This window comes from Kribbella sp. NPDC004138, assembly GCF_053603655.1.
The window spans coordinates 115,815-133,064 of the sequence record NZ_JBSGFZ010000006.1 but is presented as its reverse complement, the minus strand read 5'-3'; the positions used below and the strand labels follow the sequence as shown (position 1 = coordinate 133,064).

Annotated in this window: 21 protein-coding genes and 1 tRNA gene; 12 read left to right on the top strand and 10 right to left on the bottom strand. The window is 69.5% G+C overall.

The window, feature by feature from the left end:
* The first annotated feature begins 145 nt into the window (after nt 1–145).
* Both ACWEOO_RS10180 and ACWEOO_RS10175 read left to right on the top strand, forming a co-directional pair.
* Nucleotides 146–442, top strand: a complete 297-nt coding sequence (locus tag ACWEOO_RS10180; RefSeq protein ID WP_452142699.1) for a putative quinol monooxygenase — start codon at nt 146–148, stop codon at nt 440–442.
* A complete protein-coding gene (locus tag ACWEOO_RS10175) occupies nt 439–1,173 on the top strand; it encodes an isocitrate lyase/PEP mutase family protein (protein ID WP_452142698.1) in 735 nt (244 codons plus the stop codon). Before ACWEOO_RS10180 ends, ACWEOO_RS10175 begins: the two co-directional genes overlap by 4 nt.
* Here ACWEOO_RS10175 and ACWEOO_RS10170 read toward each other — a convergent pair.
* The gene (locus ACWEOO_RS10170) at nt 1,170–2,429 is read right to left on the bottom strand and encodes an AlkA N-terminal domain-containing protein (RefSeq protein ID WP_452142697.1); all 1,260 of its coding nucleotides are present in this window, start codon (nt 2,427–2,429) and stop codon (nt 1,170–1,172) included. The genes ACWEOO_RS10175 and ACWEOO_RS10170 overlap by 4 nt on opposite strands.
* A gap of 84 nt (nt 2,430–2,513) precedes the next feature.
* Here ACWEOO_RS10170 and ACWEOO_RS10165 point away from each other — a divergent pair, with 84 nt between their 5' ends.
* The 3 genes from ACWEOO_RS10165 to ACWEOO_RS10155 all read left to right on the top strand — a co-directional run bounded on the left by ACWEOO_RS10165 (nt 2,514) and on the right by ACWEOO_RS10155 (nt 4,631).
* Nucleotides 2,514–3,056 carry an AAA family ATPase gene (locus ACWEOO_RS10165; protein ID WP_452142696.1) on the top strand — a complete coding sequence of 181 codons (543 nt, stop codon included), beginning with the start codon at nt 2,514–2,516 and terminating at the stop codon, nt 3,054–3,056.
* A 103-nt stretch (nt 3,057–3,159) separates the two neighbouring features.
* Complete coding sequence (locus ACWEOO_RS10160) at nt 3,160–3,843, top strand: RraA family protein (RefSeq protein ID WP_452142695.1); 684 nt, start codon at nt 3,160–3,162, stop codon at nt 3,841–3,843.
* A complete protein-coding gene (locus ACWEOO_RS10155) occupies nt 3,840–4,631 on the top strand; it encodes an aldo/keto reductase (RefSeq protein WP_452142694.1) in 792 nt (263 codons plus the stop codon). Before ACWEOO_RS10160 ends, ACWEOO_RS10155 begins: the two co-directional genes overlap by 4 nt.
* A 101-nt stretch (nt 4,632–4,732) precedes the next feature.
* On the opposite strand, the gene ACWEOO_RS10150 is transcribed toward ACWEOO_RS10155, so the two are convergent.
* On the bottom strand, nt 4,733–5,617 hold the full coding sequence (locus tag ACWEOO_RS10150; RefSeq protein WP_452142693.1) for an LLM class flavin-dependent oxidoreductase: 885 nt from the start codon (nt 5,615–5,617) through the stop codon (nt 4,733–4,735).
* 92 nt (nt 5,618–5,709) lie between these two features.
* On the opposite strand from ACWEOO_RS10150, the gene ACWEOO_RS10145 reads away from it, so the two are divergent.
* On the top strand, nt 5,710–6,126 hold the full coding sequence (locus ACWEOO_RS10145; RefSeq protein ID WP_452142692.1) for a MarR family winged helix-turn-helix transcriptional regulator: 417 nt from the start codon (nt 5,710–5,712) through the stop codon (nt 6,124–6,126).
* A complete protein-coding gene (locus ACWEOO_RS10140) occupies nt 6,126–6,803 on the top strand; it encodes an alpha/beta fold hydrolase (protein WP_452142691.1) in 678 nt (225 codons plus the stop codon). The genes ACWEOO_RS10145 and ACWEOO_RS10140 overlap by 1 nt, the downstream gene beginning before the upstream one ends.
* Nucleotide 6,804: 1 nt before the next feature.
* Here ACWEOO_RS10140 and ACWEOO_RS10135 read toward each other — a convergent pair whose 3' ends face one another.
* The 4 genes from ACWEOO_RS10135 to ACWEOO_RS10120 all read right to left on the bottom strand — a co-directional run bounded on the left by ACWEOO_RS10135 (nt 6,805) and on the right by ACWEOO_RS10120 (nt 9,787).
* Nucleotides 6,805–7,317, bottom strand: coding sequence for a YciI family protein (locus ACWEOO_RS10135; protein WP_452142690.1), 513 nt, complete (start codon nt 7,315–7,317; stop codon nt 6,805–6,807).
* Between the two features lie 49 nt (nt 7,318–7,366).
* On the bottom strand, nt 7,367–8,458 hold the full coding sequence (locus tag ACWEOO_RS10130) for a hypothetical protein (protein ID WP_452142689.1): 1,092 nt from the start codon (nt 8,456–8,458) through the stop codon (nt 7,367–7,369).
* 87 nt (nt 8,459–8,545) lie between these two features.
* Complete coding sequence (locus ACWEOO_RS10125; protein WP_452142688.1) at nt 8,546–9,442, bottom strand: hypothetical protein; 897 nt, start codon at nt 9,440–9,442, stop codon at nt 8,546–8,548.
* A gap of 262 nt (nt 9,443–9,704) precedes the next feature.
* Nucleotides 9,705–9,787, bottom strand: a tRNA-Tyr gene (locus ACWEOO_RS10120).
* Nucleotides 9,788–9,869: 82 nt separating this feature from the next.
* Between ACWEOO_RS10120 and ACWEOO_RS10115 the strand changes: the two genes are divergently transcribed.
* Both ACWEOO_RS10115 and ACWEOO_RS10110 read left to right on the top strand, forming a co-directional pair.
* Nucleotides 9,870–10,361, top strand: coding sequence for a YajQ family cyclic di-GMP-binding protein (locus ACWEOO_RS10115; protein WP_359939747.1), 492 nt, complete (start codon nt 9,870–9,872; stop codon nt 10,359–10,361).
* A gap of 57 nt (nt 10,362–10,418) precedes the next feature.
* The gene (locus ACWEOO_RS10110) at nt 10,419–11,348 is read left to right on the top strand and encodes a phosphotransferase enzyme family protein (RefSeq protein ID WP_452142687.1); all 930 of its coding nucleotides are present in this window, start codon (nt 10,419–10,421) and stop codon (nt 11,346–11,348) included.
* On the opposite strand, the gene ACWEOO_RS10105 is transcribed toward ACWEOO_RS10110, so the two are convergent.
* Entirely contained in the window at nt 11,314–12,369 is a 1,056-nt protein-coding gene (locus ACWEOO_RS10105) for a vanadium-dependent haloperoxidase (protein ID WP_452142686.1), read from the bottom strand. The genes ACWEOO_RS10110 and ACWEOO_RS10105 overlap by 35 nt on opposite strands.
* Nucleotides 12,370–12,701: 332 nt before the next feature.
* Between ACWEOO_RS10105 and ACWEOO_RS10100 the strand changes: the two genes are divergently transcribed.
* Nucleotides 12,702–13,442 (top strand): helix-turn-helix domain-containing protein, encoded by a 741-nt coding sequence (locus ACWEOO_RS10100; RefSeq protein ID WP_359939756.1) that lies wholly within the window; start codon nt 12,702–12,704, stop codon nt 13,440–13,442.
* Here ACWEOO_RS10100 and ACWEOO_RS10095 read toward each other — a convergent pair.
* Nucleotides 13,439–14,173: a hypothetical protein gene (locus tag ACWEOO_RS10095; protein ID WP_452142685.1), complete on the bottom strand. Its 735-nt coding sequence runs from the start codon at nt 14,171–14,173 to the stop codon at nt 13,439–13,441. The two genes, ACWEOO_RS10100 and ACWEOO_RS10095, sit on opposite strands and share 4 nt — an antisense overlap.
* 10 nt (nt 14,174–14,183) lie before the next feature.
* Entirely contained in the window at nt 14,184–14,966 is a 783-nt protein-coding gene (locus ACWEOO_RS10090) for a helix-turn-helix domain-containing protein (RefSeq protein ID WP_452142684.1), read from the bottom strand.
* A 102-nt stretch (nt 14,967–15,068) separates the two neighbouring features.
* Here ACWEOO_RS10090 and ACWEOO_RS10085 point away from each other — a divergent pair, with 102 nt between their 5' ends.
* Together ACWEOO_RS10085 and ACWEOO_RS10080 are read left to right on the top strand one after the other, a co-directional pair.
* Nucleotides 15,069–15,944, top strand: coding sequence for a phytanoyl-CoA dioxygenase family protein (locus ACWEOO_RS10085; RefSeq protein WP_452142683.1), 876 nt, complete (start codon nt 15,069–15,071; stop codon nt 15,942–15,944).
* Complete coding sequence (locus ACWEOO_RS10080; RefSeq protein WP_359939768.1) at nt 15,941–16,237, top strand: hypothetical protein; 297 nt, start codon at nt 15,941–15,943, stop codon at nt 16,235–16,237. Before ACWEOO_RS10085 ends, ACWEOO_RS10080 begins: the two co-directional genes overlap by 4 nt.
* On the opposite strand, the gene ACWEOO_RS10075 is transcribed toward ACWEOO_RS10080, so the two are convergent.
* Entirely contained in the window at nt 16,234–17,247 is a 1,014-nt protein-coding gene (locus ACWEOO_RS10075; RefSeq protein WP_452142682.1) for a lactonase family protein, read from the bottom strand. The two genes, ACWEOO_RS10080 and ACWEOO_RS10075, sit on opposite strands and share 4 nt — an antisense overlap.
* Nucleotides 17,248–17,250: the final 3 nt, after the last annotated feature.

Genomic DNA, 17,250 nt, shown 5'->3' with positions numbered 1-17,250 from the left:
ATCGCATCCCACGTTAATCCAGAATCTTGCCCAATGAGACATATTGTCTTGTAATTCGAGACCACGTTCATGGCCGAATATGGCCAGACCGGACCCCCTCGGGCGCGCGAACCTTGCAGTACTTCGACCATCGAGGAGGAATCCGATGCTGGCAAAGGTGTTTCCGATCAAGCTGAAGGACGGCAACCAGGCGGCCGCCGAGGCGATCGTGCAGGAGTTCGCGCCGAAGGGGCCGGGCGCCGAGGAGGGCACGCTGTCCTTCCGGGTGTACCGCGACCCGGCGACCCCGGATTACCTGTTGTTCGTCGAGCACTTCGCGGACCAGGCGGCGTACGACGCGCACACCGGGTCGGCGGCGTACAAGGAACTGATCGTGGGCCGGTTCGCCGACCTGATCGTCGAGTTCGTCGAGGTCGACCACGAACTGCTGGTCAGCCTGTGAACGACCTGGCGCGGCAGCTGCGGGAACTGCACGGGCAGCCGCCGCTGGTGCTGCCGAACGCCTGGGACGCCGGCTCGGCGCGGGCGATCGAGGCCGCGGGCGCGGCGGCGATCGCGACAACGAGCACAGGTGTCGCCTGGGCGTTCGGCGTGGACGACGCGGGCGAGCTGTCGCAGTCGGCGGCGCTCACGATGATCCGCGCGGTGTGCGCGGCGGTCTCGGTGCCGGTGACGGTCGACGTCGAGGCCGGGTACGGCGACGTCGCGGGCACTGTCGCCGCGGTGCTCGAGGCAGGTGCCGTCGGCATCAACCTCGAGGACAGCACCGAACGGGTCCTCGACGAACCGGAGGTGCACGCCGCGCGGATCAAGGCGGCCCGCGCCGTCGACGCCGACCTGGTGATCAACGCACGGACCGATACGTACCTGTTCGGCGACCGGTCCGGAACGATCGAGCGCGCGAAGCTGTACGCCGACGCCGGTGCGGACGTGCTGTTCGTACCGGGCGTGCTCGACCTGCCGACGATCGCCGGACTCGTCCGGGAGTCGCCGCTGCCGCTCAACGTGATGGCCGGTTCGGGGGCGCCGTCGGTCGCCGAGCTCGCGGAGGTCGGCGTGGCGCGGATCAGCGTCGGGCCGGCGATCACCAGCGCGGCGTACGCACTCGCGACGGCCGCGGCGAAGGAGTTGCTGACCAGTGGCACCTATCAGGGAATGACCGTCGGAGACTAGGCGACCAGTTGGTAGACGGCGGCGAGCGAGCGCCATGGGCGGAGGTGCTCGACCTCGCCGCCGAGCGGCCAGGCGTCCCGGGCGCCGAGGCGCAGCGCGATCTCCTGCGCCGCCCGGCTGCTGACGACAGTCTCCAGCGTCGGGACCAGCGTCTCCGCGTCCTCCAGCCTGATGTTGCCATTAGCAACTTCCCGGGCGAATGGTCCGATCATCTCCGCCGCGGCCAGCGCCTCGGGCCCGGGGAACGCGTGGGTCAGGCCATGGCCGAGCCCCGGCACCGGCACGCCGTACACCTCGACGAGCTTGCGCAGCGCGTCGCTCGCCTCGTCCGGAGCGAGCCGGTCCCGGACGACGGCCTGGACGGCGACCTCGAACGGGCCCCACGCCCCAGGCACGCGAACGCCGGGCCGCGCCGTCACCAGCGGCCCGAGCTCCGGATCCGCGGACAGCTGCGCACGTGCACGGACCGGCTCGCAGTCGAGCCCGACCAGGCGTGCGGCCCGGTCGACGACATGGATGACGCCCTCCCAGAACGGCAGGTGCGCACGCAGGATCAGGTGGTCGTCGCCGCCCGCACCGATCTCGAGCAGGCCGGGCTCGCCGTCGAGCGAGATCGTCCGCCGGTACACACCGTCCACGACCGACTCGACGCCCGGGACCGCCCGCGCACCGAGATACGAACTCATGGCCTCCCAGTCGTACGGCGGGGTGAACGGCAGCCGCAGCACCAGCCCGCCGTCGGCCGCGAGACGATCGCCGCGCCGGCGCCGGTCGCGCAACTCCCGCGGCGTGGCCCGGAAGATCTCCCGCATCGCCCGGTTGAACTGCCGCAGGCTGCCGAACCCGGCCGCGAACGCGATCTCCGCGATGCCGAGGTCGGTGTCGTCCAGCAGGCGGCGCGCGAAATGCGCCCGGCGGGAGCGGGCGAACTGGTCCGGCGTGACCCCCAGGTGCTCGTGGAACATCCGCCGGAGGTGCCGCGCCGACACCCCCAGCCGCGCCCCCAACGCCTCCTCGCCGGCCTCGTCGAGCAGGCCGGCGATGATCAGCTGCACCGCGCGGCAGACCAGCTCGGGGGTCTCGTCCGCGACCGTCCCGGCCACCCGGTACGGCCGGCAGCGCAGGCAGGCGCGATACCCGGCCGCCTCCGCGGCGGCGGGCAGCTCGAAAGTGCTCACGTTTTCCGCCAGCGGCTTGGCTCCGCAGCCCGGCCGGCAGTAGATCCCGGTCGTCCGCACCGCCGAGTACGTGGTCACGGAAGCCACGCTAGAGGCGGCCGCCGACAGTTCCTGACACGCGGTTTACACCGAGCGCCCACGGTGACGGATAAGGTACGGCGGGTGCAGCCGAAACCGATGCTCGTCGTGGTCAGTGGTCCTCCCGGGACCGGCAAGACGACGCTGGCGCACCGGATCGCGACGGCGATCGGCTGCCCGGCGATCTGCCGCGACGAGATCAAGGAAGGCATGGCGCACGCCACCCCCGGATTCGTGCCGGGCCCCGGCGACCCGCTGACGATGCGCACGCTGTCGACGTTCTTCGACGTGATCGGCCTGCTGGTCGGCCGCGGTACGACGGTGGTCGCGGAGGCGGCGTTCCAGGACCGGTTGTGGACGCCCGGCCTGAGCCCGCTGCTCGGCCGCGCCAACCTCCGGATCCTGCACTGTACGGTCCCGGCGGAGGTCGCGCTGCAGCGGATCACCGCCCGGACGACCAGCGACCCGCGCCGGGCGGCGCACGAGGACAAGCAGATCAGCCCGGACGCGCGGCTGCGGACCCACAACGCCTTCCAGGCCGTCGATCTCCCGGTTCCCTCGCTGACCGTGGACACCACCACCGAGCCGCCGCTGGACGAGATCCTCGCCTTCCTGCGCCGGGAGTGAGGTACCTAACGACAGGACATGTCCCCACCGGGCGCGGTTCGGGAGGAGACTGCGAGCGGGGAAAGACCTCCGGTCGTTGGGCACCACCTGAGGAGTGATGGGCATGCTGGAGCGGTTTGCCGGGTTGACGACGGCACATGTGGCCGATGCTTGCTTGCGGGCCAAGATTCCCGTGCGGACAGTGTCGTTGACGGCGGTGACCGGCAGCCGGGTCGCAGGCCGGGTACTGCCGGCACAGCACGTCGGAAGTGTCGACGTTTTCCTGGAGGCGTTCGAGTCCGCGGCCGACGGCGACGTACTGGTCGTCGACAACGGCGGGCGGCGGGACGAGGCCTGCGTCGGCGACCTGCTCGCACTGGAGGCCGCGGCCGCCGGTGTGGTGGGGATCGTGATCTGGGGAATGCACCGGGACACCGTCGACATCGCCGCGATCGGCCTGCCGGTGTTCAGCCTCGGCGCGTTGCCGACCGGTCCGCTGCGGCTCGACCCGCAGCCGGCCGATGCGTTGTCCACGGCAACGATCGGCGACTGGACGGTGACCCGGCACGACGTCGTCCTGGCGGACGAGGACGGCGCGATCTTCGTCCCGGCGGATCGGCTGGAGGAGCTGTTCGGGCTGGCGGAGTCGATCCGGGACACCGAGCGCCGGCAGGCGGACGCGATCCGCGCCGGGCGGTCGTTGCGCGAGCAGGTGAGCTTCGCGCAGTACCTCGAGCGCCGGGCCGCCGACCCGTCGCTGACGTTCCGGCAGCACCTGCGCGCGGTCCGTGGAGCGATCGAGGAATGACCACGTGGCAGTTGGGCGACGTCGCCGTCGGCCGGCTCGGTTTCGGTGCGATGCGGATCAAGGCCGGCCCGGATCGACCGGCCGCGCTCGCCGTACTGCGTCGCGCGGTCGAGCTCGGCGTCAACCACATCGACACGGCCGCGTTCTACGGGTCCGCGAACGAGCTGATCCGCGAGGCCCTGGCGCCGTACCCGGCCGACCTCGTGATCGCGACGAAGGTCGGGCCGGGCACCGATCCGGAGCGCGGGTTCTACAACGCGACGACAGCCGCGGAGCTGCGCGAGCAGGTGGAGACCAATCTGCGGCAGCTCGGCGTCGACCGTCTGGACGTCGTGAATCTGCGGATCACCGGCGACGGCTCGCTCGCCGAGCGGTTCGGGTGGCTCGTTGCGCTGCGGGACGAGGGACTGATCCGGCAGCTCGGCGTCTCGAACGTGCGGCTCGAGCACGTCCGGGAAGCGCTCGCGATCGCGCCGGTCGTGTGCGTGCAGAACAGCTACGCCGTCGACCGTCGGGGCTCCGAGGACGAGGTGATCAGCTTCTGTGCGGAGCGCGGGATCGCCTACGTGCCCTTCGGGTCCATCACCGACGCTTCCACCTCAGCCGCCGTCGACGCGGTCGCCGCGACGCACCACGCCACGCCTCAACAGATCCGCCTCGCCTGGACGCTGCACCGCTCCCCCAACATCCTCGCGATCCCCGGCACCGGGAGCGTCCGGCACCTCGAGGAGAACGTCGCTGCAGGCAAGCTGGAGCTGTCCGCGGCCGACCTCGCATCCCTCAGCTGATCCCTCGCGTCGCTCGGCTGGTCGCGGCCGACCTCGCGTCGCTCGGCTGGGTCGCGGCCGACCTCGCGCCCTCGGCTGGGTCGCGGCCGGCTTCGCGGCGCTCAGCTGATTGCGGCGCGGACGGCGGGGACGACCTCCTGCGACCAGCGGGAAAGCTGCGTCTCGAACGGGTCGGTACCGCGCGGAAACAGCGTGAAACCGGCTGCGTCGTGGTTGAGGATCGCGTCGGTGAGCTCCTCGACCCATTGCGCCGGCGATCCGCCGAGCCAGCGCCCGTCCTCGTCGCGGGTGCGGGGCAGCGGGGTCGCGGTGATGGCGCCGGGGAAGTTGTAGACGGTCGCCACGTCCGACGGTTTCCGTCCGACCGACAGGGCCGCCTCGTCGATGATCGGGCGGGACCAGCGGTACCGGTCGCTGAGCCAGTCGGCGGCGTGGCCGGGGATCCAGCCGTCGGCGTTCCGGCCGGTCGCGGCCAGCGATTTCGGGCCGTTCGAGCCGGTCCAGATCAGCGGCGCGGGTACGGCGGCCGGGCGGAGCGCGCCGATCGGGTAGTGCTTCGTCGGCGCCGGCGTACCCCCGTCCGACAGCGAGTGGACGAGCTGCATCGCCTCCTCGAACGCCTCGACCGCCTGGGCCGGGCGCAACTCCGGGACGCCCATCGTCGTGATCCGGTCCCACGCTCCGCCGGCGCCGAGGCCGAGGACGAAGCGGCCGCCGGACAGCGCCGACAGCGAGGTCGCCGTCCGGGCGAGGACCGGCGCGGGCCGCAGCGGCAGGTTGGTCACGTTCACGAACGCGGACAGCCGCTCGGTGCGTCCGAGGACGAACGCGATCGCGGCGTACCCGTCGAGCATGTCCGCGACGTACGGGTGGTCCGCGAGGCTGACATGGTCGAGACCGTCCCGGTCCGCCTGCTGCGCGAGCCGGACGATCGCGCCGGCGTCCCGCACCGCGTCCGGCGAGCCGTATCCGAACCGCACGTTCATGTCGTACTCCTCAGGTAGTTCGCTGTCCTAACTAGTTGTAGCACGAATCATTCGAACCACAAACTATTAGGCCAGCGGACTATCATGGAGGCATGGTGACGACGACGGCCCGGGACACCGACCTTGCGAGCGCGCTGGTGCAGACCATGCACCGGCTGCAGGACGTGCACGCCGAGACCAGTCGCCCGCTGGGCCTCACCCCGCAACAGGCGCACCTCCTGTGCGTGCTGATCGCCGGCCCGCTGGGCATGACCGAGCTCAGCCGCATCCTGAGCATCGAACGCTCCAGCCTGACGAGCATGGTCGACCGCCTCGAGCGCCGCACCCTGGTGGCCCGCATCCCCAGCCCGACCGACCGCCGCGCCTGTCAGATCGAACTGACCCCCGAGGGCCTGTCCCTGGCCCACGACGCCCACAACGCCGTCGTCGACCGCATCAACACCCTGACGGCAAACCTCCCCGCCACAACCCGCCAAACCCTGGCATCCGCCCTGCAATCCATCATCTGATGACCTACCGGTACGTCGAGCGCTCGGGCGCGCGCATCGCGTACCGGGTCAGCGGCGCCGGGCCGGCCCTCGTGCTAATGAAGAACAATCGCCGCCCACTGGACTATCCGGTCGTCACCCCGCTCGCACAGCGGTTCCGGGTGCTGCAGATCCATCCGATCGGCTTCGGCGCCGGCGACCGGCCGGACGACTACGACTTCGGCTCCGTCGGCGACCAGGTCCTCGCTGTTCTCGATCACGAAGGGATCGGCCGGTTCGGGATCTGGGGATTCTCGCAGCCCGCCTGCATGGCGGCACTCGTTGCCAGGTCGACGGACCGGGCCGCGGCCCTCGTCATGGGCGGGGTCACACCGATCGGGTTCCCGACCGACGGCGAGATGCGCCGGATGGAACGGGAGCCTCGGCTGCCGCGGGCTGCACTGGAGTTCTGGCGGACGTACCGTTCGTACGACTGGCATCACGAGCTCCGGCTGTACGCCGGTGCCAAGGTTGTCTACCTCGGCACCGCGGACCCCGCGATCCGGCGTTTCCGGCGGCTGCGGCCGGTGCTGGAAGGTATCGGGTTCGAGTACCTGGAGTTCGACGGGCTGAACCACAGCACGTGCGGGCTGGGCGACGCGTCGGCTGACGGCCGGCGCGTCGCCCAGGTTGTCGCGGATCGTCTCGTCAGCGGCTGAACTACCGCCGACCGCCGAATTCCCAGGGGTGGATTTCGGCGTTGTCGGCCTGGATCAGGGTAGCGGCGGCTTGGGCGGATGGGGCTTGCAGGAGGGCGGCGCGACCGATGTGGGTGGTGCCGTCGAGTAGGTCGCCGTACATGATCAGGTGTTCCGAGGTGAGCGGGCGTGCGGCGTCCTTGGTGAGTGCCAGGTAGCGGCGTTCGACGGTGCCGGTGAAGTCCCACATCGTGCGGCCTGGGTAGTGGTTGCGGAAACGGTGGATCTCCACGGTTTCGAAGGCGCCGGCGCGGTAGTACGGCTCGTCGTACACGAAGGATCGGACCGCCTCGTCGTCGGGCAGGTCGACGATGTGCAGGCTGCCGGTGGTCCGTTCGCCGTCCTCGGTCAGCGTCGGGCCGCGCGCGATCAGGCCGTCGGCGTACCCGTCCATGAAGGTCCAGTGCTCTTCGTTCAGAGCGACCTTGATCTCGAAGCCATCCACCGTGTCCCGACCGTAGACGAAGTACTCCATAGGCAGACCCTACGGAAGTACCAGCCGGGACACGGTGGTGCGCAGGCGGTCAGCCGTTCGTGGCGAGGTGGAAGCGGAGGACGGTGTCGTAGTCGATGACCTCCACGCCGGCTGCCGGGGTGACCGGCTCGTGGGAGGACACGATCAGGACCTGGCGTGGGTCGGCGACGTCGACGTCGTACTTCGACTTCACCTGCGCGCGGTTCTCCGCGTTCTTCAGGTACTCGGCGTACTGCGCGAGCTCGGCCGCGCTGTCCTGCACCGGCGTACGGAAAACGCGGCGCCGCTTCTTTCCGTTCCCGGAGTCGACGACCGGGAGCTCGAGCCGCCCGACGATGTGGCTGCCGTCGGCGCGCTCGAGGATGAAGTCCGGGTGCAGGTCGCCGAGCGCCGGCCGGCGGACCAGCTTCGTCGCGTCGAACGCCGACAGCAGGATGCCCTCGTGCTTGTCCAGGAAATCGTCGACGCCGCTGTCCTGCAGGCCGTGCGCGAGGTAGGTGCTCTCGAACGCGTCGGCCGTCAGCACGGCCGGGTCGATCGGTAGGCTGATCGTGCCCACCGGGTCGAGGTGCGGGCGGGAGTTGATGTAGTTCCGCAGGAAATCGAGGTACTTGTCGGCCGGCTCCGACCGGTGGATCGCCAGCGCGAAGAACACCCAGTGCGCCCGCAGCGAGTCTCCGGACGTCTGCACGAGCAGGGCGCGGTCGAAGGTCGAGTAGTTTCCGGGCGCAAACCGCAGCACCTCGTCGGCCGGGCCGACGACCTCTTCGCCGAGCATGTTTCCGGCCTTCGGAAACTGCTCGACCAGCGTTTTCCGGCCGGCCTCGGTCGCGATCGTCGCGTCCTTGAACCAGTTCTGCCCCTGCAGGTTCGCGACCACGGTGCGGCCGCCGCCGAGCCCGAAGTACTCCTCGATGCTGCCCACCTTCTGCCGCCGGACCTCGAGGCTGCGGTACTCGCGGCTGAGCCCGACGAGCTCGAGGATGTTCCAGTCCGGCGTCTCGGTCAGCACCATCATCCGCGGGAACAGCATCGGCCCCGGCAACTCGCTGCGGTGACTCACCGGCAGATGCCCGGCCACTCCCTTGAGGTGCTCCCCCCAGAACTGACCGTTCACCTTCACGAACTCGGTGGGTTTCATCGTTCTCCTCGCTCAGACACTCCGTCGCAACCTTCAACTCCCGCCCGAGCCGACCCTATTCCCTGCGGTCCGAGGCCGACGAGGCCGTTACTCGCCCAGGAGGATGTCCAGGAATCCGACCTGGGAGGTGTGATTCAGCCCGTTGAAGACCGCCGGCACCTTGCCGTACGACACCATCGCGGTGGCTGTGCCGTTGAACTTGCTGAAGCCGTACTGGTAGCCGGCCTGGGTGTCGTGGTCGACGGCGATGATGACCGTCGGGCCGTTGACGCCGCACTTGTTGACGACCAGTGACTCGAACGCCGCCCACCCGGACTTCCGGACCAGCTTCACCACCGGCTTCGCACCGGCGGTGATCGGGATGTGGATGGTGTAGAGCGCGCCGGCCGTCGTCGTCATCAGCAGGGTGTCGTACGTCCGCTCCTCGCTGATCATGGTCATCGCCTTGAAGCCCCGGAAACCGGCGAACGAGCCCGCCGACCGGTAGCCGGTGCCGTTCGGGGCGTAGCGGTACAGGTTGCCGTTGGTGTTCAGGCCGTACAGGTACGCGGGCCGGGCTCCCTTGAGGGGATAGTTCGAGGTGGCGATGGACTTGAAGCTCCCCCAGCCGGTACCGACCCGAACCGCCTTCGACTGCCACGGACGCGGCCCCGAGAAGACGGTCGTCTGCCGGTACAGGTTCGAGCCCAGCAGGAACAGACCGAAGGCGTAGTACTGCGTGCCCGTGGCGTTCCACGCCAGGTACCACCTGTCCATGTAGCGGCTGGCGAAGAACTTCGAGTACACGTACGGCGGCGTCACCGGGGTCGGCGGCTTGTGCGCGGTGATGTCGACCGTGTCCACGACGTTGGCCTTGGTAGGCCAGACAACCGAGTTGGAACACAGCTGCGCCGCAGCGGCGGGCGCCGCAGAAGCAGTGGTAGTGGTGCCGGCAGCCACCAGTCCGAACGCAGCCAGAGCAAGCGCACAACGCCGAAGCTTCATCGACAGTCCTCCCCAGAACACCTGACCGGACGGCCGACCCTACACATCAACCCGCGAGTAACAGCCGAACCCACCCCACCGCCGAGCGAAGCGAAGGCGCGGGGGTGCCGGAGGTAACTGGCAAACCCGACCCCAACCGCCGAGCGAAGCGAAGGCGCAGGGGGAGCCCCCGCCTGCGGCAAGCGAAGCGCAGCCGCACAACACGACGAAGGCGAGGCGGTCAGCGCAGGAACTGCGCGACACACCTCGCCCATCGCCTTCGTGGCGGGTGCAGGGTTCGAACCTGCGTAGGCATACGCCGACAGATTTACAGTCTGCTCCCTTTGGCCGCTCGGGCAACCCGCCAGGGTGCTGCCGGTTCGTGAACCGGCGTGGGAGACGATACAACAGGTAGTGGCCCTGACAGCAAATCGGAAAGGAAGTGCCCATGGCTTCGGAGTCCTCCTTCGACATCGTGAACAAGGTGGACCGTCAGGAGGTGGACAACGCCGTGAACCAGGCGGCGAAGGAGATCAGCCAGCGGTTCGACTTCAAGAACGTCGACGCCGGGATCAAGTGGTCCGGTGAGGCGATCGACATGCAGGCGAACACCGAGGAGCGGGTGAGCGCCGTCCTGGACGTGTTCAAGGACAAGCTGGTGAAGCGGCAGATCTCGCTCAAGGGGCTGCAGGCCGACGAGCCGAAGCTGTCCGGGAAGATCTACAAGATCAACGCCACGATCGACGCCGGGATCACGCAGGAGAACGCGAAGAAGCTCTCGAAGCTGATCCGCGACGAGGGCCCGAAGGGCGTCAAGGCGCAGATCCAGGGCGAAGAGCTGCGAGTGTCCAGCAAGAGCCGCGACGACCTGCAGGCGGTCCAGTCCCTGATCAAGTCCCAGGACTACGACTTCGCCGTCCAGTTCGTGAATTACCGCTGACGCGCCCTGCCCGGTAATCGGTTCGCTGCGGACCTGTTTGCCGGGCATGCTGGCGGTGTGGGTGAGACGTTGCTGCGGAAGTGGTTGCTGGCGGACTTCGGGCTCGACGTGGTGGAGCTCACACCGGTGGCGGAGGGCGCGGATATCGCCGCGCAGGTGTGGCGGGCGAGTACGGCGACCAACGTGTACGCCGTGAAGTGGAGCGGCGCGGGGACGAACACGGGGCATCAGGTCGCGGCGTTTCTGGCCGATTCCGGGCTGCCGGGCGTACTGGAGATGATCCGGACCGTCGAGGGCGGGCTGTGGAGCGTGCACGCGAAGAAGCGGTTGACGATCACGCCGTGGATCGACGGGCCGCGGGCGGCGCGGACGGGGCTGACGGACGAGCAGTGGTCCGAGTACGGCGCGTTGCTGCGGCGCGTGCACGACGCCGAGCCGCCCCACCGGCTGCGGGACGCGCTGCCGAAGCACAGCCAGATCGACGCACGGACGCCGGCTCTCGCGGCGGAGGTGCGGACGCGGCTGGAGACGCCCGAGGGTGAGGTCGAGGAGGAGCTGGCCGCGGTGTGGAAGCAGTACGACCACATCATCGAGGACCTGCTCACCAACCGGCCTCCCGCGCCGACCGGCCCGCGGGTCGTCTGCCACGGCGACCCGCATCTGGGCAACGTCCTGATCCGGAACGGGCTGCACCTGATCGACTGGGACGACGTCATCTTCGCGCCCCGCGAACAGGACCTGATGTTCATGCTCGGCGGCATGGGCGACGTCGGCCCCACCACGACAGACCAGACGGACGCCTTCCTGGCCGGCTACGGGCCCCACACCGTCGACCAGGAAGCTGTCCACTACTACCGGCACGTCAGAGCCTTCGAAGACGTCGTCGGCTGGTCCCACCAGGCCATCACCGGCCCGGAGGAGCCCTACGCGCTCCAGGTGACCAAAGGCATCCTCACGACTGGCCTAGCCGCCCTGGCCGTCCAGTAGCGACCCACGCCGCCACCTGGCTGCCCAGTGCCTCGCCGTCGAGCATGGAGTGGCGGAAGTGCAGGCCGGCCAGGATCCGGGCCTCACGGACGTCGCTGCGTACTGCGGCCAGGTCTGCATAGGAGCGTGTGGTGTTCGTGACCAGACTGCTCATCGTCAGAGGGACCCTGCCCGTGTGGAAGAAGGCCTGCAACGCACCGGTCACGCCCGCGGTGAGGCATGCGTGGCCGGACGGGTACTCCGGGTGGTTGACGTTCAGCAGGGCCTGCCACGTCGGATCAGCCTGAGTACGACGGTTTCCGTCGGTGTCGGCGCGCTGGATGGCGTGGACCGGCCGCCACGACAGGTAGTGGAACTTGGCGTCCCAGCAGGCGATGACCGCGTCGCCGGCCGAGACGTGGGCCCGCGCCAGCATCTGCGCGGCACTACCCAGCGAGAGGTGCCGGTCAGCGGCCAACTGCAGCAGCGCCCGGCTCCACTGCTGAGCCGTCTGCTCGGACCAGAACATCGCCGTTTCCGTCTGGGCCGCCGTACGCGTCGGGCTGTCCTTGCGACCCACTGAAGCCACCTCGGCGACGTCACGCGCGTAACGCTTGCTGGCCAGCGGATACGGCCCGTCCGGGCGGAACTGCGCACGAGAGCGCAGCGCCAGCGGCCTGACCTGCGTGAGCACGATGTCGATAGGAGGTGTCGCGGCCGTCGGCTCCCACACGCCTGGACCTGGCAGGGCCTGCACGTAGGGCACGGTGTTGCTCAGGCCGTCGCCCGCGCGCCACGCGAGTACGCCCGCCGCCACAGCTCGGCCCAGCTGGATACCCCGCGTCTTCCCTCCCCCGTCCGGTACACCGGCCAGGTAGTCGGCGTACGTCGTTTCCAGCCCGGGTGACGGTACGCGGGCCCGCAGTACGTCGTACGCCGCGGTGGCGACCGCGGCCGCGGCGGACACTCTCCGATCCGGTCGTACGGCGACCTGGAACGGCCGGCCGTACCCGAGCCCGGCCACGGTGTCGGCGATCGCCACGTGCACGATGCCGAGCAGTACTTCGGAACTGGCCGGTGGGCGCCCCCGCGACGATCACCTGCGTGGCGTACCGGCTCCAGTCGAGCACCGGCGCCGCGTCCACCCGCCTGGCGCTCGCAGGTGCGACGACGGAACCTGCCAACGCCAACGTGCCGGTGATGAGCAATACGGCTGGGCGAAACAGCAATCTCATGACGTTCCCCTCCGAACAGCGGAACAGCACGGCGCCGCCCCACGCGGCTAGCTCACCGCGGCCGATCGCTGACAGCCATACGACGTTCGCCGTATTGCCATCGGCCGGATCGGCCTGGCCTGGGGAGGGGGAGATGGTCATGACTGTCACCGAACGCGATCTGCGTCAGATCCTCGACGTCGTCGACTCCGGCCGTCGGGCGGATCCTGAGGAACTGTTCCCGCGCGAACTGCTGGCCGCGCTCGCCGAACTGGTCCCGGCCGAGGAGATCAGCTTCCAGGTGAGCCGTCCGCTGGACCGCGCGGTCGTCGCGCTGGAGGAGTTCGGCATCGTGCCGGACCCGCTCCCGGACGGCTGGGAGGAGCTGTTCTGGCGGTCCTACTGGGAAGGTGAGACCTGTTGCCGGCCGCAGCTCACCGGCGACTACCAGTCGGTCTGGAAGGTCTCCGACTATCTGTCCGGCCGCCAACTGGCGAACTCGATCGTCGGTGAGTGGTTCCGCGTCCTCGGTGCCCGCCACGAGATCGCCGTACCGCTGCCGGTGCGCGGCGCAGAGGACCGCCGGATCCTGCTGTTCCGTGCCACCGGCCGCGACTTCACCGAACGCGAGCGGCTGCTGCTCACGATGCTCCGCCCGCACTTCATCGAGGTGCTCCGCGCGCACGAGCGTCGCCGAGCCCGTGTCCCCGACCTGACCACTCGCCAGCTGCAGTTACTCCGGCTGGTCGCCGACGGGCACAGCAACACCCAGATCGCCCATCGCCTCTTCGTCGCCGAGGGCACCGTGCGCAAGCACCTGGAGAACATCTACGAACGGCTAGGCGTCACCAGCCGCACCGCCGCGGTCGCGACCGCGTTCCCCCGCACGCACTCCAACTAGACGTGCCGGAGCCAGATGTTCGGTTCGACGTACTTGCCCGTGCCGGCGTCGCGGTCGATCTCGAGCGTGGTGAGGCCGTCGGGAATGGTGTAGGTGCCGGAGGACGGAAACTGCATTCCGGTCCATTTCTCCCAGTCGACCACCGAGCCGGTCATCGTCTGTGAGGCCGGAGCCGGCGCCAGGAGGGTGGCGCCCAGGCGGACGTGGGTGCGCAGCCAGGGGTCCAGCGGCAGGCCGTCCTCGCGGGTCCAGGTCATGAAGGTCTCGATCGGGGTCAGCGGGTAGCGCGACTTCAGCGTCGGGCGGACCGGCGCGATCACCTGCCCGAGGCCGGAGGCGACGGCGCGGTCGCGAACGGCGGTGATGACCCGGCCGGCGTGGCCCTGCCCCTGCTCGTCGGAACGCACGGCGGCCGCCATCAGCACGAACGTGTTCGGTACGACGTTTTCCTCGTACTCCGTGACCGACCGCGCGAGCGAGTCCGTGAACCCGCCGGGCAGGTCCTCGACCGTGCCGTCCCACGCGAGCAGCACGCCCCAGCAGCCCGCGATCAGCCGCCGGGTCTCGTCGACGAAGTAGAACTCCCAGTCGCGGAAATACTCGAGCCGCCGCTCGCGGAACGGCTTCACGCCCTCGTCGTGGAAGATGAACTCCGGCCACTCCTCCACGAACCGCTGCCCCGCTTCTTCGTCCAGCTCGGGCGCCGCGGCCACCGGGATCAGTTCGTACATGCCCCGGACATTAACCACCCACCCGTTCACCGGCCACCGCTTTCCCCCGGACGGCGCGCGGTGAGGTGCCGAGTTCGCGGTGGCAGGTCTTGTTGAAGGCCTGCAGGTCGGGGATGCCCACCGACGCGGCGATCGCGGGGATGGACAGGGTGGAGGAGACGAGCAGGTGGCGGGCCCGGGTCATGCGCCGGCGGCGGATGTACGCGATCACCGTGGCGCCGGTCTCGGACCGGAACAGGCGGGTCAGGTGGTTGTGGGAGACACCGGCCACCCGGGCCAGGCCGGGGACCGTGAGCGGCTGGGCGAGGTTGGCCTCGATGTGCGCGATCGCGGTGGCGACGGCCGGATGCCGGGTCTCGGCGGTCGCGGGCGTGAGCTCCGCGATCCGCCACAGCGCGCTCCAGACGTCCGCGGTGGTGCGGGACGAACCGGACGGAGAGGACTCGATCGCGGAGCGCAGCAGCCCGGACAGCAGCGGCGCGGCCTCGCCGGCGTCCTGGACGACGGGGACCGACGACGGGACGCCCGCGACGACCGGCCGGAAATGCGCGTAAAGATGCTCGGAACGCCCGCGGTAGTCGAACTGCACCTGCGTGCCCGCGGGGGTCAGCGAGACGTAGCCGGGCGCGACGGAAAACGTCGTACCGAGCAGGGTCAGCTCGGCCGAGTAGTTGTAGAGGTGCAGCTGCCACAGGTCCGGGAGGCGGAAGACGTCCCGCCGTCCGCGCACGCCGTGGATCCCGGCGCCGACGTTCAGCACCTCCGGGGGTTGCGTGAGGTGCAACTCGATCATAGTGAGAATTTACCAGCAGTGGTGAACACAACCCACGCGAGAACACGCTTTCCGTGCCTAGCCTGGAGGAGTAGCAACCACCACTCCACCATGGGAGTTTCCATGCCCCATCCGCATCGCAAGCACCTGCTCACCTCGGTACAGATGGCGCAGTTCGTGGCCACCGGCGCGCTCCGGATGGACGCCGTCGTGCCGGACGAGATGAACCAGCAGGCGATCGAGGTCCTGAAGGCCGGCATCCCGGGGGTCCCGTACGGCACCCCGCTGTCGGAGGCGTTCGTGGACAGCGACTTCGTCCAGCGCCTGGTGCAGCTGCCCGAGGTGGCCGGCGCGATCCACAGCCTGGTCGGCCCGGAGCCGACCGTCGACCACCACGCGGTCCACATCCGCAAGGCCCACGAGGGCGAGGCGCAGAACCTGCACGGTGACGCGATCATCGACGTCCGCACCGACGCCTTCGACGTTCAGCTGATGTACTACCCGCAGGACGTGACGCTGGAGATGGGCGGCACGCTCAGCGTCCCCGGCAGCCACCTGCGCCGGACGAACGAGTCCGACACCGGCCGCTACCAGAACCTGCTCGGCCAGACCCGTCTGGTCTGCCCGGCCGGCACCGTCCAGTTCCTGCACCACGGCATCTGGCACGGCGGCCGCAAGAACGACAGCGACATCGACCGCTACATGTTCAAGATCCGGTTCAACCCGACCGTCCGCCAGGTCCGGCTGTGGAACACCGACGACCTGTACGACGACCAGGTCGCGGCCGAGCTGGAGCAGAACTTCCCCTGGTACGAGAACGCCACCGGCCGGCTGGAGCGGTACAACCGCATCATGCTGTGGCGCGCGATCAGCGGCGACGACACCTACGACCCGAACTACTGGGTCACCCGCGTCTCGAACCGCCCGCAGCGCGTGGTGGCCGACCGCGCGAACAACCCGCACGCAGCAAAGCACGCAGCGAAGAAGGAGATGGCATGACCGCCACGGCAGAGACACCACAGGTGACCGGCCTCCGCCAGCAGGTGCTGGTCCTCTACCTGGCCTCCTCGGCGCTGGATGCGCGCGTGGTCGGCTGGTCGGTGTACGACGGCACGGGCGAGACGCACCCGACGACGGGTGACAGCGACGTACCGCCGTACGAGACCGGGCTCGACGCGCTCAAGGACGGCTGGCGCCTCTTCCAGGCGGCCCAGCTGAACCCGCCGTACCCGGGGCACGAGTACGACGTGTCCTTCCTCAAGCACGAGTTCTTCTTCGAGAAGCTCGTCTAGACCGGCAGGACACACACTGGTTTCGGCCATGCGGCCGGCTCGCCCGCCTGGGTGAGCCGGCCGTCGGCGATCGTGAAGGTCGCGATCTGACCGGACCGCTCGTTCGCGGCGTACAGCGTGTTCCGGTCGTTTCCGAAGGCGAGGTGCCGCGGCCAGTCCCCGCCGGACCCGATCGTCTGCACCAGCTCCACGCTCAGCCCGTCGGCCGCGATCGCGAGGACCGCGATCGTGTTGTCGCCGCGGTTCGATCCGTACAGGAACCGGCCGTCGGCGGAGATCAGCAGCTCGGCCGGGAAGTTCTCGCCGGGCGAGTCGGCCGGCCGGGTGGACACCGTCTGCACGATCGTCAGCTTCCCGTCGGCGTAGCTGCAGACGGTCAGCGTCGAGTCGAGCTCGTTGATCACGTACGCCGCGGCCGCCGTCGGGTGGAACACCAGGTGCCGCGGCCCCGCGCCCGGGTGGATCCGCAGCCGGTCGACCTCATGCAGCGCACCGTCCTCGCCGAGTGTCGACGAGTAGACCGTGTCGGACCCGAGGTCGACGTCGAACACGTACTCACCGGCCGGGTCGAACGCGACCTGGTGCGCGTGCGGTCCCTCCTGGCGTTCCGCGTTCGGTCCGGTCCCGGACCGCTGCACGAAATACGCCCGCTCACCGAGCGAACCGTTCTCGCGCAAAGGGTGCACGGCGACGGAGCCCGAGGTGTAGTTCGCCGAGAGCAGGAACCGGCCGGACGGGTCGATGTCCAGGTGGCACGGGTGCATGCCGCCGGTGGACTGCTGGTTGAGCAGCTCGAGCGCTCCGTCCGCGCCGATCGCGAACGCCGAGACCTTACCGTCCGGCTCCTCGTTGGTGGCGTACAGGAACCCCCCGTCCGCGGACCTGACCAGGAACGACGGGTCGGCGACCGTCGCCGCCGTGTCGATCCCGTCCAGCGGCCCGAACGCGATCCCGTCCCCGCCGCCGGCCTGACTCGTGTAGCTCCCGACATAGATCCGCTCAGAGGTCATGGC

What these genes read in the sequence shown, in the direction of transcription:
- ACWEOO_RS10075 (WP_452142682.1), bottom strand. Translation starts at nt 17,247, where the DNA reads ATGACCTCTGAGCGGATCTATGTCGGGAGCTACACGAGTCAGGCCGGC.
- ACWEOO_RS10115 (WP_359939747.1), top strand. Translation starts at nt 9,870, where the DNA reads ATGGCTTCGGAGTCCTCCTTCGACATCGTGAACAAGGTGGACCGTCAG.
- ACWEOO_RS10145 (WP_452142692.1), top strand. Translation starts at nt 5,710, where the DNA reads ATGGTGACGACGACGGCCCGGGACACCGACCTTGCGAGCGCGCTGGTG.
- ACWEOO_RS10085 (WP_452142683.1), top strand. Translation starts at nt 15,069, where the DNA reads ATGCCCCATCCGCATCGCAAGCACCTGCTCACCTCGGTACAGATGGCG.
- ACWEOO_RS10095 (WP_452142685.1), bottom strand. Translation starts at nt 14,173, where the DNA reads ATGTACGAACTGATCCCGGTGGCCGCGGCGCCCGAGCTGGACGAAGAA.
- ACWEOO_RS10130 (WP_452142689.1), bottom strand. Translation starts at nt 8,458, where the DNA reads ATGAAACCCACCGAGTTCGTGAAGGTGAACGGTCAGTTCTGGGGGGAG.
- ACWEOO_RS10135 (WP_452142690.1), bottom strand. Translation starts at nt 7,317, where the DNA reads ATGGAGTACTTCGTCTACGGTCGGGACACGGTGGATGGCTTCGAGATC.
- ACWEOO_RS10080 (WP_359939768.1), top strand. Translation starts at nt 15,941, where the DNA reads ATGACCGCCACGGCAGAGACACCACAGGTGACCGGCCTCCGCCAGCAG.
- ACWEOO_RS10100 (WP_359939756.1), top strand. Translation starts at nt 12,702, where the DNA reads ATGACTGTCACCGAACGCGATCTGCGTCAGATCCTCGACGTCGTCGAC.
- ACWEOO_RS10125 (WP_452142688.1), bottom strand. Translation starts at nt 9,442, where the DNA reads ATGAAGCTTCGGCGTTGTGCGCTTGCTCTGGCTGCGTTCGGACTGGTG.
- ACWEOO_RS10090 (WP_452142684.1), bottom strand. Translation starts at nt 14,966, where the DNA reads ATGATCGAGTTGCACCTCACGCAACCCCCGGAGGTGCTGAACGTCGGC.
- ACWEOO_RS10150 (WP_452142693.1), bottom strand. Translation starts at nt 5,617, where the DNA reads ATGAACGTGCGGTTCGGATACGGCTCGCCGGACGCGGTGCGGGACGCC.
- ACWEOO_RS10160 (WP_452142695.1), top strand. Translation starts at nt 3,160, where the DNA reads ATGCTGGAGCGGTTTGCCGGGTTGACGACGGCACATGTGGCCGATGCT.
- ACWEOO_RS10140 (WP_452142691.1), top strand. Translation starts at nt 6,126, where the DNA reads ATGACCTACCGGTACGTCGAGCGCTCGGGCGCGCGCATCGCGTACCGG.
- ACWEOO_RS10180 (WP_452142699.1), top strand. Translation starts at nt 146, where the DNA reads ATGCTGGCAAAGGTGTTTCCGATCAAGCTGAAGGACGGCAACCAGGCG.
- ACWEOO_RS10155 (WP_452142694.1), top strand. Translation starts at nt 3,840, where the DNA reads ATGACCACGTGGCAGTTGGGCGACGTCGCCGTCGGCCGGCTCGGTTTC.